At 64.3% G+C, this 14,074-nt stretch carries 9 protein-coding genes; 3 read left to right on the top strand and 6 right to left on the bottom strand.

The window, feature by feature from the left end:
* Positions 1–30 precede the first annotated feature (30 nt).
* The 3 genes from QM470_RS19630 to QM470_RS19640 form a co-directional block, all read right to left on the bottom strand.
* Positions 31–1,029 (bottom strand): Bug family tripartite tricarboxylate transporter substrate binding protein, encoded by a 999-nt coding sequence (locus tag QM470_RS19630; protein ID WP_283340431.1) that lies wholly within the window; start codon positions 1,027–1,029, stop codon positions 31–33.
* A 318-nt stretch (positions 1,030–1,347) separates the two neighbouring features.
* On the bottom strand, positions 1,348–2,841 hold the full coding sequence (locus tag QM470_RS19635; protein ID WP_283340432.1) for an amidase: 1,494 nt from the start codon (positions 2,839–2,841) through the stop codon (positions 1,348–1,350).
* Positions 2,842–2,851: 10 nt separating this feature from the next.
* On the bottom strand, positions 2,852–4,438 hold the full coding sequence (locus QM470_RS19640) for an ABC transporter substrate-binding protein (protein WP_283340433.1): 1,587 nt from the start codon (positions 4,436–4,438) through the stop codon (positions 2,852–2,854).
* 267 nt (positions 4,439–4,705) lie between these two features.
* Between QM470_RS19640 and QM470_RS19645 the strand changes: the two genes are divergently transcribed.
* The 3 genes from QM470_RS19645 to QM470_RS19655 are packed head-to-tail and all read left to right on the top strand — an operon-like array spanning position 4,706 to position 8,333.
* Complete coding sequence (locus QM470_RS19645) at positions 4,706–5,665, top strand: ABC transporter permease (protein WP_283340434.1); 960 nt, start codon at positions 4,706–4,708, stop codon at positions 5,663–5,665.
* A gap of 23 nt (positions 5,666–5,688) precedes the next feature.
* The gene (locus QM470_RS19650; RefSeq protein ID WP_283340435.1) at positions 5,689–6,618 is read left to right on the top strand and encodes an ABC transporter permease; all 930 of its coding nucleotides are present in this window, start codon (positions 5,689–5,691) and stop codon (positions 6,616–6,618) included.
* Positions 6,615–8,333, top strand: coding sequence for an ABC transporter ATP-binding protein (locus tag QM470_RS19655; protein WP_283340436.1), 1,719 nt, complete (start codon positions 6,615–6,617; stop codon positions 8,331–8,333). The genes QM470_RS19650 and QM470_RS19655 overlap by 4 nt, the downstream gene beginning before the upstream one ends.
* A gap of 127 nt (positions 8,334–8,460) precedes the next feature.
* Here QM470_RS19655 and QM470_RS19660 read toward each other — a convergent pair whose 3' ends face one another.
* From QM470_RS19660 to QM470_RS19670, 3 genes are all read right to left on the bottom strand, one after another.
* Positions 8,461–10,617 carry a TonB-dependent siderophore receptor gene (locus tag QM470_RS19660; protein WP_283340437.1) on the bottom strand — a complete coding sequence of 719 codons (2,157 nt, stop codon included), beginning with the start codon at positions 10,615–10,617 and terminating at the stop codon, positions 8,461–8,463.
* A gap of 47 nt (positions 10,618–10,664) precedes the next feature.
* Positions 10,665–11,387, bottom strand: a complete 723-nt coding sequence (locus QM470_RS19665) for a hypothetical protein (RefSeq protein ID WP_283340438.1) — start codon at positions 11,385–11,387, stop codon at positions 10,665–10,667.
* 130 nt (positions 11,388–11,517) lie between these two features.
* Positions 11,518–13,971, bottom strand: a complete 2,454-nt coding sequence (locus QM470_RS19670) for a TonB-dependent siderophore receptor (protein ID WP_283340439.1) — start codon at positions 13,969–13,971, stop codon at positions 11,518–11,520.
* Between the last annotated feature and the right edge of the window lie 103 nt (positions 13,972–14,074).

Here is a 14,074-nt window from a genome sequence, read left to right on the forward strand (position 1 = left end):
AACCCAGGCTCCCCTGCGTTGCACGCGCGCTCACTGCTCCACCCGGATGCCGTGCTCCACCGAGCGCTGCCTCCACAGGTCGATTTCCTTGAAATAGAACGCCTTGAGCTCGGCCGGAGACATGTCCTGGTAAAAGGCCCCGGCATCGCTCAACCAGCGCTCCATCTGCGGCGTGTGGAACGATTGAATCACGGTCGTATTGAGCCGCTGCACCACATCGGCCGGCGTCCCCTTGGGCGCAAAGAAGGCGCTGAAGCTGACCATCTCCAGCCCTTCCAGGCCCACCTCCTTCACGGTCGGCGTATCGGGGTACAGCGGAAAGCGTTTCGGGCTGAACACCACCAGGGGCGTCAGGCGTTTGCCCAAGGTCAGCGGACTGATTTCACCGTAGAAGCCCACCGCAAAATCCACATGCCCGGAAGCCGCGTCCGTGGCCGCCAACGAGCCGCCCTTGTAGGGCACGGGCTTGAACTCTGCCCCAACGGCCTTGGCCACCATCATGCAGGCAAAGTGGCTGGTGGCCGCCTGGCCGCTGGTGCCGCAGCTGTAGGCATCCGCGTTGGCTGGCGCGGCCTTGGCTTTTTGCACCAGGTCCTGGATGCTCTTGGCCCAGGAGTTGCTGCCCGCCGTCAACACCGGATAGCCCAGCGTGGCCATGGCCACGGGTTCGAAGTCTTCCTTGGGCTTGTAGCGCACCGTTCCACCGGCCGACGGAAACTGGATCAGCGAAGCCATACCACCGTACAGCAGTGTGTAGCCGTCCTTGGGGGCCTTGAGCACTTCCATCGCCGCCAGCGTGCCTGAGGCACCGGGGCGGTTGTCCACCACCACCGTTTGCTGCAGCCGCTCGCTCATCTGCTGTGCATAGCGGCGCGCCCAGATGTCGTCGACGCCGCCCACGGCATTGCCCACCACGATGCGGATGGGCTTGGACGGAAAGGTCTCCGCGGCCATGGCCCCTGCACTCCATCCCGCCGCCACAGCCACCGTCCATGCCATCCAACCGGTCTGGTTCCACAACTTCACCATGTGTACCTCCTTGCACAAGCACCTTGCGATCAGGCGCCAGCGGCGGGTGGGCCGCCACCGGCGTGCGAATTGCTGTCCACCGGTGCATTAGTGCGTGTACCCGGTACGGGTGTTTGTGGGGCAAACCCTTTTGCATCGTCCTCCAGGTGACACCGGCGGTGACGCGCGCGTCAACGTGCACCGCCGCATGCCGCCCTGCCTTGCGACCATGAAAAAAGCCCTTGCCTGCACGAGACAGGTAAGGGCTGGACCCATGCGGCCAGGAAGAGCGGATCGACTCCGCGCTTTACCACACGGTGGAAAAGGCGAGCGACAGGCTCATGCCACGCCAAAATTCGGCGGTGCGGTGAATCCTCCCTGCAAAGCGGTATACAGCTGGGCAAAACGGATCGGCGTCAGGTCTTCCAGGAACGGCCCTATGGCCTGCGCGCCGACCGGCAAGCCGGCGTCATCCAGCCCGACCGGGAAACTCGTGGCCGGCAGACCGGGCAGCACCGGCAAGCCGGCCCACTCGAACAGATCGGCGAACTTCAGTTGCGCCGTCTCGGCACCAAAGTCCACCGGGAAGCGGCGGGTGTCCTTCGGCTCGCTGTGGTCGTGCAGAAAAGCCGTCTCCACCAGCACCGGGCTCAGGACCACATCCACCTGCGTGAACAGCTTTTCCCATTGCGCGCGGAACTGCAGGCGGCGTTCGTTCTGCACCAGCCAGTCCCCGTGCGAAATGTGCTCCGCCAGTTTGCGGACATCCTGGCCATCGGCTTGCGTGCCCTCCACTGTCTGCGCCTGTGCGGCACGGCCATGGGTCGGCACCGCCAGCGAAGCCCCCAGCAAGGTGCGGTAGTTGTGGTGGGCGGCCTCCAGGTCGGGTACATAGGCCCCCAGGTCTTCCGGCAGCACCACGCGCGCACCCACCGCCTCCAGCCCTTGCCGCAGGCGTGCTTCCACCAGTTTCTCGGCAGTGGACTGGGGGCGCCCAGGCCAGCGGGTCAGCAGCAGCACGCGGAACGGTGCCAGGCTGTCATGGCGGGCGGGCGGCAACTCGACGCGCCATGCCTTGTTCGCCAGCGGATCCCGGTTGAGCAGTATCTGCAGCGCCAGTTCCAGATCTTCGGCACTGCGTGCCAAGGGACCGGCCACCGTCAAATCGCGCAAGGCCTGCTTGCCGGCAGGCACCCCGGTGCCGCCGTTGTGCACCAGGCCATAGGTCGGCTTGTGGCCGTAGATACCGGTGAAATGCGCAGGCACGCGGATGGACCCGCCGATGTCCGTACCCACCTCCAGCGCGCTCAGCCCCGCCGCAATGGCTGCGGCCGAGCCCCCGGAAGACCCGCCGGGCGTGCGCGCCAGATCCCAGGGGTTGGACGTCACACCATACACGGCGTTGTAGGTCTGCAGGTCGGCCAGCGCCAGCGGGACATTGGTTTTACCAACGACAACGGCACCCGCTTCCCGCAGAGCGGCCACGGCCGGCGCGTCGTGCGGCGAGACATTGCCCGCGTAGTCCAGATTGCCGACGCTGGTCACCAGCCCCGCCACATGGAAGTTCTCCTTCACCGTCACGGGCACTCCCAGCAGGGGCTTGCGCTCGCCCCTGGCCAGTGCCGCATCGGCCTGGCGCGCGGCCTGGCGGGCACCCTCATCGTCACGGGCCACGATGGCATTGAGTGCCGGGTTGTGCTGCGCGATGCGCGCCAGGATGTGCTCCAGCAGATCGATGGACCGCACTTCACCGTCGGCCAGTGCACGCGCCTGCTCATGGGCCGGTGCAAACACCAGCGCCTCCAGTATGTTCTTCGCTGTGGTGTGGCTCATGCTTCGCTCCTTACTGCTCCAGCCAGGTATCCGAAAAGTCGCCTGCCGTCAGGTCGATGCTGTTGTGCAGCTGGTGCACGCGCTTCTGGTGCACCAGCAGGGCCGAGGGCACGGTGACCAGCGGCAGGGTCGGCAGGTCCTTGCCGACGATGGCCTGGATGTCTTTGAACAGCTTGGCGCGCTTGGTCTCATCCGTTTCGATGGCGGCTGCGCGGAACAGCTCGTCAACCTGCGGGTTGTGGTAGTGCGGCCCATTGAGGAACGGCAGCGGGTTCTTGATGCCGTCAGACCAGTACAGGCGCTGCACGCCCACGGTCGGATCGAACAGGCGGCCCAGGCCGTTCACGCTGAGATCGAAACCCCGCTCCTTGTAGACGCGGTTGATGAAGGTCGGCAGGTCGCCGTCGATGATCTCGACCTTCACCCCGACCTTGTTCAGCGCGGCACGAACGTATTCCGCCGTGCGCTTGAAATCCGCCGAAGGCATGAACACCAGGCGCAGCGCAAAGCGACCGTCACTGCCCTTGCGCGGATAACCGGCTTCATCCAGCAGGGCATTGGCGCGCGCGGCATCGAACGGGTAGTTGAAGGCACTGTCGTCGTAGTAATTCTTCAGCACCGACGGGATCGGTGAATGCACCACCTGTGCGCGCTTGTAGTAGACGGTGTTGGCAATGAAGTTGCGGTCGACCGCCAGCGCCAGTGCCTGGCGCACTTTCACATTGGCCAGAATCTGGTTCTCCAGATTGAATTCCAGGAACAGCACATTGGAGAGGAATTCATCGTAGGAATCGTCCACCGCCAGCTTGGGGTTCTTAGCCAGGCGATTCAGATCCGAGATCGCCACGTTCTGCACCACATTCGCTTCGCCCGCTTCGATGGCGGCCGAAATCGATGCTGGGTTCTTGATGAAGCGATAGATGACGCGGTCCAGATGCGGGTGTCCGGCACGCCAGTAGCTGGCATTCTTCTCCAGCACCACGTGGCTGCCTTTCACCCACTCCTTGAACTTGAATGGCCCGGTGCCGATGGGACGGCTGTTGTTCTCTGCGGCCAGCGGGTCGCCCTGGGCATAACGCTGGTGCGGCACGATCGGCGTCTCTGCCGACGAAAGCGCACGCAGCAGGTACGGCGCAGGTTTCGCCAGCACCAGGGTGACGGTATGTGCATCCGGTGTCTGCACGTCCTTCAGGTTGGCAAAGGTGATGCGTCCGCGGGCACCGGTCTCACGCTGCGTCTGGATGGAGTATTTGACGTCGGCCGCAGTGAAGTCCGAGCCATCGTGGAACTTCACGCCTTTGCGCAGCTGAAAGGTGTAGCGCAGGCCGTCTTCGCTGACCTTCCATTCGGTGGCCAGCAGCGGCTGCGGCTTGAACGACCGGTCGTAGCGCAGCAAGCCTTCGGTGACCTTGGCGCTGATGTTGCGGTTTTCGACCTTGGGGTTGAACAGCGATACCAGGGCCGTCGGCTCCGTGCCTATCAGGTAGGTGAGCGTGCCGCCGGGCTGTGGCGCCGGGTTGGCGGCGACAGCGCCGGTGAAGGGAGCGAGACCGGCCAGCGTCAGTGCCAGCCGTCCCACGAGTTGGTTCATTTTCATACCTAGCCTTTCCTTGCGTCGCGCACCGCAACGCGTCGACGATGAGTGCGTGAAAAAGGAAAGCGATGCTAGGTGCAGCATCTGTGCGCAGCAAAGATCGATAACGTATTTGCATGCTCAAAAAACTTCGTTGACCCTGCTGCGCCAGTCGATCCAGACTCCGGACTCTTTTCATTGAAACGAGGGCCGAATGGCCTGCCGGAATTCCGCAGCGAATGGCCGGCAGGACCCGGCCGGCAGGGTAGAAAATTGTCCAGATTGCTTCCAGTGCTGCGCAGGAATTTGCTGCAGGCCATTCCCACCGTCTTCGGCATCGTCGTGCTGAATTTCCTGCTGCTGGAATGGGTTCCTGGCAACGCGGCCGACGTCATCGCGGCGGAGTCCGGCGGCGCAACGGCAGAAAGCATGGCCCAGCTGCAGCGCCATTTCGGCCTCGACCTGTCGATGGCAGAGCGGCTGTCCAGCTACCTGCTGCACCTTCTGCAGTTCGACCTGGGCATGTCGCAGCGCCACAACCTGCCGGTGCTCACGCTGATCGGGGAACGCCTGGGCAACTCGCTGCTGCTGATGGGTTCGGCCTTGCTGCTCGCCGCCGTGGTCGGCACCGTGCTGGGCACCTTGATGGCGGTCCACGTCGGGCGCTGGCAAGACCGGCTTGTTTCCATCGTGGCCTTGCTGCTGTATTCGGTCCCGACCTTCTGGATCGGCCTGATGGCCATCGTGCTGTTCTCAGTCAAGCTGGGCTGGCTGCCCACCAGCGGCAGCCACACCATCGGTGCGTCGCTGACAGGCTGGGCCGCGGTGCATGACAGGTTCTTGCACCTGCTGCTGCCCATGCTGACCACGGCCGGGTTCTACATCGCCATTTTTTCCCGCCTCACGCGGGCCGCCATGCTCGAAGTGAGCAAGCAGGACTTTGTGCGCACCGCCCATGCCAAAGGCCTGGCACCGTTGCGTGTGACGGTGCACCACGTGCTGCGCAATGCGCTGATCCCCGTCACCACGCTGATCGGCGTGTACTTCGGCGCGCTGCTGGGCGGCGCCACCGTGATCGAGACCGTCTTCAACTGGCCGGGCATGGGCAGCCTGGTGCTGGATTCCATCCTGGCACGCGACTATCCGGTGCTGCTGGGCGTGCTGTTCTGCTCCTCGCTGCTGGTGATCGCCGTCAACGTCCTGGTCGACCTGCTGCATGCCGCGCTCGACCCACGCATCCACGTACGCTGACCCGCCGCCAAGAGGATCACACCATGACTGACCACACGTCTTCCACCGTCGCCCTGGCCTCGGCCGCCGACGCTGCCGCGCGCGCGCCGGACTTCACCTCCCCGAGTGGACCGCCACGGCGCGGCCTGCTCAAGGCCTTCTCGAAAAATCCTGCCACCGTGCTGGGGCTGGTGATTCTGCTGCTGGTGGTCGCCGTGGCGGTGTCCGCTTCGCTGGTCTACCCCGGCGATCCGCAGGACATCGTCGGACCGGCCCTGCTCTGGCCGGGCGAGGATGCGAGTTTCCTGCTCGGCACCGACTCGCTGGGGCGCGACGTTGCCGCAGGTGTGATGTACGGTGCACGCGTTTCGCTCACCACCGGCGCAGTGGCCGCGGCCCTCAGCCTGACCATCGGCCTGCTGATTGGCGCCCTCTCCGGTTACTTCGGCGGCTGGATCGATGACGTGCTGGTGCGCCTGACCGAGCTGGTGCAGACCGTTCCGACCTTTCTCTTCATCATTGTGGTCGTGACCATCGCCCGCCCTTCGGCACCGATGATCATCTTCGCCATTGGCGCGGCCTGCTGGCCGGTGACGGCACGCCTGGTCCGCGCCGAATTCCGCACCCTGCGCGAATCGGAATACGTCATCGCCGCGCGCAGCCAGGGCTTCGGCAACGCCTGGATCATCTTTCGCGAAATTCTGCCCAACGCCCTGCCGCCGGTCATCGTCAGCACCTCGGTGCTGGTGGCCAACGCCATCCTGATCGAGTCCGGCCTGTCCTTCCTCGGTCTGGGAGACCCCAACGCCATGTCCTGGGGCAGCATGATCGGTGAAGGCCGCGAGATGTTGCGCACGGCCTGGTACCTGTCCGCCTTCCCGGGCGTGGCCATTGTGCTCACCATCCTGGCGCTGAACCTGGTGGGCGATGCCATCAACGACACCTACAACCCACGTCTGGTGGGCCGGACATGAATACACAAGCACCCCCACCCGCCTTGCTGGATGTCCGCCACCTGAACATCCACTTCCACGGCGCAGACCATGCGGCGGTGAAGGACCTGTCGTTCACCGTCGGTCGCGGCGAGACACTGGCCCTGGTCGGCGAATCGGGTTGCGGCAAGTCGACCACCGCCTTGTCGCTGCTCCAGCTGCTGGGTCCGCAAGCCAAGGTCAGCGGCGAGATCTTGCTGGAAGGCCGTGACATCCAGGCGCTGCCCGCGGCAGAAGTGCGCCGCCTGCGCGGCAGCGACGTCTCGATGATTTTCCAGGAGCCAATGACATCGCTGAACCCCGTGCACAGCATCGGTGCGCAGATCAGCGAGGTGTTGCGCCTGCACCAGGGGCTGACACCGGCCGCTGCACGCACACGCGCCATCGAGCTGCTGGAACTGGTGAAGATTCCCGAGCCACAGCGGCGCGTCGACGATTTTCCGCACCATCTTTCAGGGGGACAGCGCCAGCGCGTCATGATCGCCATGGCCGTGGCGTGCACGCCCAAGCTGCTCATCGCCGACGAGCCGACCACGGCGCTGGATGTGACGGTGCAGGCCCACATCCTCGAGCTGTTGCACACGCTGCGACGGGAGTTGTCGATGGGCCTGATTCTGATCACCCACGACCTCGGGGTCGTCTCGCACTGGGCCGACCGCGTGCTGGTGATGCTGGATGGTGAAAATGTCGAAGAAGGCAAGGTCGAGACCTTGTTCAAGGCGCCTGCGCACCCCTATACCGCCGGCCTGCTCGGTGCCGCGCTGCATGGCGGCGAAGACCGGCATTACAGCCGCGCACGTTTGGCGGAAATACGCCGCACCGCAGGCCGCTCCGGTCTGCACCGCACAATCCAGCTGGTCACGCCGCCGCTCCCTGCCGCGTCCAGCGCACGGGAGACGCACCACGCCAAGCCCGCACCGCGACCGCTGCTGTCGGTGGAATCGCTGCACACAGCCTACCGGAAGCGCGATGGAAGCCTGTTCCACGCGGTGGACGACGTTTCCTTCACGATCCAGCCCGGAGAGACGGTCGGACTGGTGGGCGAGTCCGGCTGCGGCAAGTCGTCCCTGTCACGCACCTTGCTGCGTCTGATTGCGCCCGCCAGCGGCCGCATCGATTTCGATGGCACCGATCTGGCGGTGCTGACTGAAAAACAGCTTTCCCCCTGGCGCCGCCGCATGCAGATGGTGTTTCAGGACCCGTTTGCCTCGCTGAACCCGCGGCGCACGGTCGCCGATACGCTGGATGCCGTACTGGCACTGCATGGTGTCAAAGACAGCGCGGAGCGCTCCCGCCGCATCGCCCTGCTGCTGGACCGCGTGGGCCTGCCGCAGTCGGCGCTGCACCGCTATCCCCATGAATTCTCGGGCGGCCAGCGCCAGCGCATTGGCATCGCCCGCGCGTTGATCTTGCGGCCATCGTTGCTGGTACTGGATGAGCCGGTGTCGGCGCTGGATGTGTCCATCCAGGCGCAAATCCTCAACCTGCTCTCCGAGTTGAAGGAAGAGTTCGGTCTCTCCTACCTGTTCATCTCGCACGACCTCGCCGTGGTGCGCTACATCGCCGACCGCATTCTCGTCATGCAGCACGGAAAGATCGTGGAGCATGGCGACCACCAGCAAATCTGGCGGGCACCGCAGCACCCCTATACACAGACTTTGCTGGCCTCTGCGCCGTCCGTGCAACGCGCCCACTAGGCCTGCCCTTCCGAGGCATGGCTTTCGCTGCCGAATCACAGCCCATGCAGAGGATGGCTCTGGCAGCCAAGACGGTGGCCGCTGGCAGTCACCGTCCTGGACCAAGGTCTGCTACTCCGGCATGGCGTCAGTATTTGAACTTCGCCGTCAGGACCAGCGTCCGGGGACTGCCAAAGCTGATCAGCTGCGCATTCGGCGTAGTGCCTTGGATGTAGCCCTTGTCGAGCAGGTTCTTGATCGCCAGGTTCATGCCCCATGACTGCGCTTCATACCCCAGGTTCAGATCGAACAGCGTGTACTTGGGCAGGCGGACGAAGTAGGTGCCGCGCTGCGCCGTACGCTCGCCCTGCAGGCGCAGACCGGCCCCCATGTTCCAGCCCAGTCGGTCGGGCTGGAAGTAGTACTGCGTGAAGACGGTACCGGCATTCCTGGGCACATGGTTGATGCGCTTGCCGATCTCGCTGGCCGTCAGGCTTTCGGAAATACGGGCTGTGGGGATATAGCTGTAGGCGGCAGATACATTCCACTGCCGGGTCACTGCGGCCGTGATTTCCGCCTCGAAGCCCTTGGTGGTCTGCTCGCCCGTCTGCACCGAGTAGCCCAGTGTCGCATCGGACTCCGTGACGTTTTTGCGTTGGAGGTCGTACACCGCCACATAGCCCTGCACCCGCCGATCCAGTGCCTGGAATTTCACGCCCAGCTCTGTTTGCTTGCCTTCTTCGGGGCTGAGCAGCGAGCCATTGATGCCCGTATCCGTGACGGGCATGAACGAGGTCGAATAGCTGACATACGGCGCGATGAAATCGTTGACCTGGTACATCAGCGAAGCACTGCCCGTGAAAGCCGTGTTGTTGTTCCGGAGGGTCCCTCCCGTCAGCATGTTCTGGACTTCCACTCGCGTCCAGTCATGGCGCCCCGACAGCCCCACGATCCATTTCTCGTCGATCTTGAGCGTGTTGCGCAGGTACAGGCCGACGTATTGGTTGTAGGTCAGGTTGTGGGAAGGCTTGCCCTCCTTGATGGAGGTGACCCCGTAGACCGGATTGTTGGCATTGAACGCGTTGATGTTGTCCACGCGCTGGTAGTAGTCGCTGCGCTCCTGCATCATGTCGACACCGGCGGTCAGCTCGTAGCCCACCCGCCCCAGCTTGAACTGGCGTTGCAGATAGCTGTCCAAGGCGATGTTGGTGTCCTGTTTGTCCTGGTAGTTGATCTGGCGTGTCACCAGCGGGAACTTGGCATTCGCCGCGGCAAACACGGAATCGCTGAAGCTGCTTCCCTTGCTGACCGCAAAGTTCTGCTTGAACACCCATTCATTGTCGAAATAGTGCGCGTAGTTGGCGCCCAGGCGATAGGCGTCCACCTTGTAGCTCCGGTCAGGCTCGCCGATGAATACCTTGCGCCCATAGTTCTGGTAGTTCTGCGGAATGCCCTGGTTGCGGATGTAGTCGCGGTGCTGGTAGCTGGCAATGACGGAGAGGTCGTTGCGGCCATCCAAATCGAAGTTGTAGGACGTCGCGAGGTACTGATTCTTGAAATAGACGTAGTCCGTGGGGTCCTGCTGGTCCGAGGCCCGCCCCACAATGCGCACGGCGCCTTTGCGGCTCCCGTTGGGCGCATAGTTCAGATCGAAGTTCGCCTCCTTCAGCCCATAGCTGCCGTAGCTGACGCTGGACCGGGCAAAGCTCTCGGCCTGTGGCCGCTTGGTGGTCAGATTCACCAGGCCGCCGGGAAGCGCCAGACCAAATCCGACCGACGTGGGGCCCTTCACCACCTCGATGGAGCCGATACCGAAGATGTCCTCGGAGCGCAGCACATTGGTGGATGTCTGCGTCCGCAAGCCATCCACATAGGTCTGGGCACTGGAGATCTGCCCCCGGATGATGAAATCGTCCCATCCGCGCCGGCCGTAAGACCCCGACGAGACGCCAGCAACACCCTCCAGGGCCTCGGCCACCGTCTTGAGCTGCTTCTCTTCGATTTGCTGCTGGGTCACCACGCTGATGGACTGTGCGGTCTCGAACAGCGGTGTATCGGAACGCAGCACCCCCGTGGCGGTCTGTGCCACAAAGCGGTTTTCATTGTCAGGCTGCTTGTCCGCCCGGATCTGGATGGTCTCCAGCTCGGCAGCGGGCACAGTCCCGTCGGTCTGCTGGGCAGGCGTTCCCGCCGTGCCCGAAGTCTGGGAAAACGCAAATGCGGGAATGGCAGCCAGTGTCAGACACAGACAGGTTCGGGGCAGGCCGGGAACCACAGGCGAAAGAAGATGGAGAAAGGATGGCATGGAAAAACGGTTGGCTTGCGGCAGAAAGAAACGGAGAAGGCGCGTGTTCATCGCGCTTGAAGGGCCCACGCCACGGCGGCATCGAACAGCTGGAGTCCGGCCGCCGACAGGTTGGGGAAGGTTTCGTTGTCCAGGAAGAACATGACGCGGCGCGCCGGCGCCAGCGATTCGTAGTCCATGGTGGCGCCCTTCTCGTAGCCGAAGATGGCCGCCTTCTCAGGCTGGCCATGCAGGGTGGCAATGACGGTGGCACCCAGTCCCGGCTTGCCCCAGCTCATGGTGGCCTGCTTTGCGTAGACATCGACTACCCCTGCCGGCAGCCCCGCCGCCATGGGGTGCGGAGCGTTGACCAGCCAGACGTAACGGTTCTTGTCCACGCTGCCGAAATCGCTGCCCGCCCGCTTGCCAGTCATGGCCAGATCGTCCAGCAGGTCGTTCTCCCAGGTCAGCAGCGGTACGGGCACATGGCGGTAAGCCCCCAGCAGATCGTGCGAGCGGATGGTGGAGGAGAGGATGACCAGGTCCGCGTCCAACGCAGCCTCCACAGGCGCGTACTGGCTGTGCAAGGTGACGGCGTAGCCACGCGCCACCAGGTGTTGCTGGATCTTCTGGTCGATGGGCAGGCTTTTGCCTTCCATGCGCACCACCAGCAGCACTTTTTTCGGGGGCGGGGCCGCGAGGGCATTCGCCGACAGGCTGCCCGCCAGCAGCCCGATGCTCGCAAGCAAGGCCAGACGGCGTGAGAGTGAAGAGAGTTGCTGTGGATGCATGGAAGTACTTTCCTGAAAGTTCATGGATGCGTGGTGCGTGACACGTGGTGCGTGCCGGGCAGCACACGGTGGTCTACGGACACCGGTTGCCCTGACGGCGAAAGAAAGGGGGTTGGCGGCGGGCGCCGGCTCAGAACTCGACCGTGGCGCGCAGCAATACCTGGCGCGCGTCGCCCATCGAGATCAGGTAGGTGTTGGCACTCGATGGGTAGTAGCTGCGGTCAAAGAGGTTCTTCACATTGAGCTGGAACCGCGTGGCATAGCCACTCACCCGGGTGTCATAGGTTGCGAATGCGTTGGCGACGGTGTAGGCCGGAAGCCAGAAGGAGTTGGCGGAATCGCCCGGGCGCTTGCCCACGTACTGCACGCCACCGCCCACGCGCAGCCGCCCTTGCGTGCCCATCACCATGCCGAAGTCGTGCACCACAGAAAGGGATGCCGTCTGCCGTGCCACATTCCACAGCCGATTCCCCTGGTACAGCGGGTCTTTGGTGGTCTGTGCGTCCACATAGGCGTACGCCGCAATCGCACTCCAGTTGCGGCCCAGTTCCCCGGCCAGATCCAGCTCCAGTCCACGTGAGCGGGCCGCCCCCGAGGTGCGCCAGTCGGTCAGCTTGGTGGCGTCATTGAACTGCGAGACCAGCACGTTGCGCTTGCGGATGTCAAACACGGCCAGCGTCCCCGTGAGCCGTCCGGGCAGGTCCAGCTTGGCCCCGATCTCCCAGGACTTGGCCTCCTCCGGGGCGATGCTGGAATCAATCACCGTTCCACTGGCCTGCGGTGCGATGGTGGAGGTCGGCCTCAGCGACTGTGCGTAGTTCACATAAAGCGACAAGGCCGGATCGACACGGTAGACCACGCCTGCACGCGGCAACCAGGCCGAACCGTCGGCCTGGGTATTGGCCTTGAACGGCCGCCCTCGGCCGGCGGTCTGCCGCCACGTCTGGTAACGCAGCCCTCCGGTCACGATCCACTGTTCGTTCAGGTGGATGGTGTCCAGCAAGAACAACGACCGGTTGTGCAAGCTGTCCATCTGGTCGCTGTCGCTTGCGGACACCGTGGAAGAGGGTTGCTCCTTGCCGTAGACCGGGTCCAGATAGCTGAAGGTGGAGGTGACGGCCTGGCGCAGCAGATCGGCCCGGTAGATCCGCCGGTACTCGGCATCGCCCCCCATCTGCAGGCCATGGCGCATGCCGGCCAGCTCCAGGTCGCCATCCACATAGAAAGTGCCGTAGCTGTCGGTGCTGAGCGCGCCATGGGTGGCGTCATTGCTGCGCGCCAGCGTGCCGCGCGTGGTGTCCACGCCGTTCACACGCAGCTGGTTGGCGTCGTAGGTCTCACGGTTGTAGCTGAGGTTGACGTGCGCAGCCCAGCCTGCACCCAGCTGGTGGTCCACCGACAGCTGGCCCAGGTGGCTCTCACCGGTCATCTTGTTGAAGGGCTCATCCAGGCGGCGCCTGGCCGGCAGGTCCAGCGGGCGCCGGGTGACCGGGTTCAGGGCCGTGCCCCGATCGAAAGGCGTCAGGTAGGTGCGGTACTCGTACCAGAACACGGCCTGCGTGCTGTCGCCGTACCAGGCCATCGACGGCGCCACCAGCGTTTCACGGTGCCGGCCAAAATTGCGCCAGTAGTCTTCATCGACATGGTCGGCGATCAGGCGGTAGGCCATCCCGTGCTCGCCGATGGGCCCGGTCATGTCCAGCGTGGCTCCTGCGCCATGGCGGTTTGCGGCATAACCCGATCCGTACAACGACAGTGCGGTGCGCTGGCGCAGCTGCGGTTTCTTGCTCACCACGTTGATGACGCCGCCGGGGTCCATGAGCCCGTAGAGCAATGAAGACGGCCCCTTCAGCACTTCCACACTCTCGGCCGCGGCGTTCATGCCGCGGCCCTGCACCAAAGGCATGCCGTTGTGCATGACCGAGCCATCGCGGTTGGCGCCGAAACCGCGCTTCATGATGGTGTCCTGCGTGCTGCCCAGGGTGTTGCCCTGGGTGATGCCGCTCACGTTGACCAGCGCCTCGTCGAGGGTGCGCGGCCGCTGGTCGCGCACCACCTGGGCCGGCACCACATTGACCACCTGCGCAATTTCCAGCAGGGAAGCGGTGGTGCGCAGCGTGGAGGCATCGGGTGTGGGCTGGTAGCGCTCGTCGGCCTCGGTCGGCGCAGGAGCGGCCCGCGCCACCACACGCACGGCAGGCAGGTCGGCCGCCTCGGCGGCAGTCGGCAAACCGGCGGCCTTGCGCACGATGAATTCACCCGGACCGCCCTCCACCGCCTCCATTCCGGAGCCCGCCAGGATGGCCGCAAACCCTCCGCCCACGGTATAGCTGCCGCGGATCCCGCTGGAGCGCAGATGGCGCGTGCTGGCAGGGTCGTAAGACAGGGCAATGCCGGCGGCGGCGGCAAACTGGCCGAGCACGGTCCCCATCGGACCGGCGTCGATCTGGTAGTTCCGGGCAGCCTGGACGGCTTGCGGCGCCCGCTCCGCTGCATGGCTGGCAGCCGCCCACGTCACCGCTGCAGCCAGCAGGCTTGTCAGCAACGGTGCGCGGACGGAGGTGGAAGGGAGGAGCGTTGGCATTCGGATCTCTTGGTCATGAACAGCAAGCAGAGAAGGGCTTTCATGAAGGGAGCCGAACGAGATCGCAAAAGATGAAAATTTGCCGCAAAAAAAGTGCACACGG

Origin of the sequence: Comamonas sp. 17RB (assembly GCF_030056555.1) — a bacterium.
GTDB lineage: Bacteria > Pseudomonadota > Gammaproteobacteria > Burkholderiales > Burkholderiaceae_C > Comamonas > Comamonas terrigena.

What these genes read in the sequence shown, in the direction of transcription:
- QM470_RS19630 (WP_283340431.1), bottom strand. Translation starts at nt 1,029, where the DNA reads ATGGTGAAGTTGTGGAACCAGACCGGTTGGATGGCATGGACGGTGGCT.
- QM470_RS19635 (WP_283340432.1), bottom strand. Translation starts at nt 2,841, where the DNA reads ATGAGCCACACCACAGCGAAGAACATACTGGAGGCGCTGGTGTTTGCA.
- QM470_RS19640 (WP_283340433.1), bottom strand. Translation starts at nt 4,438, where the DNA reads ATGAAAATGAACCAACTCGTGGGACGGCTGGCACTGACGCTGGCCGGT.
- QM470_RS19650 (WP_283340435.1), top strand. Translation starts at nt 5,689, where the DNA reads ATGACTGACCACACGTCTTCCACCGTCGCCCTGGCCTCGGCCGCCGAC.
- QM470_RS19655 (WP_283340436.1), top strand. Translation starts at nt 6,615, where the DNA reads ATGAATACACAAGCACCCCCACCCGCCTTGCTGGATGTCCGCCACCTG.
- QM470_RS19660 (WP_283340437.1), bottom strand. Translation starts at nt 10,617, where the DNA reads ATGCCATCCTTTCTCCATCTTCTTTCGCCTGTGGTTCCCGGCCTGCCC.
- QM470_RS19665 (WP_283340438.1), bottom strand. Translation starts at nt 11,387, where the DNA reads ATGCATCCACAGCAACTCTCTTCACTCTCACGCCGTCTGGCCTTGCTT.
- QM470_RS19670 (WP_283340439.1), bottom strand. Translation starts at nt 13,971, where the DNA reads ATGCCAACGCTCCTCCCTTCCACCTCCGTCCGCGCACCGTTGCTGACA.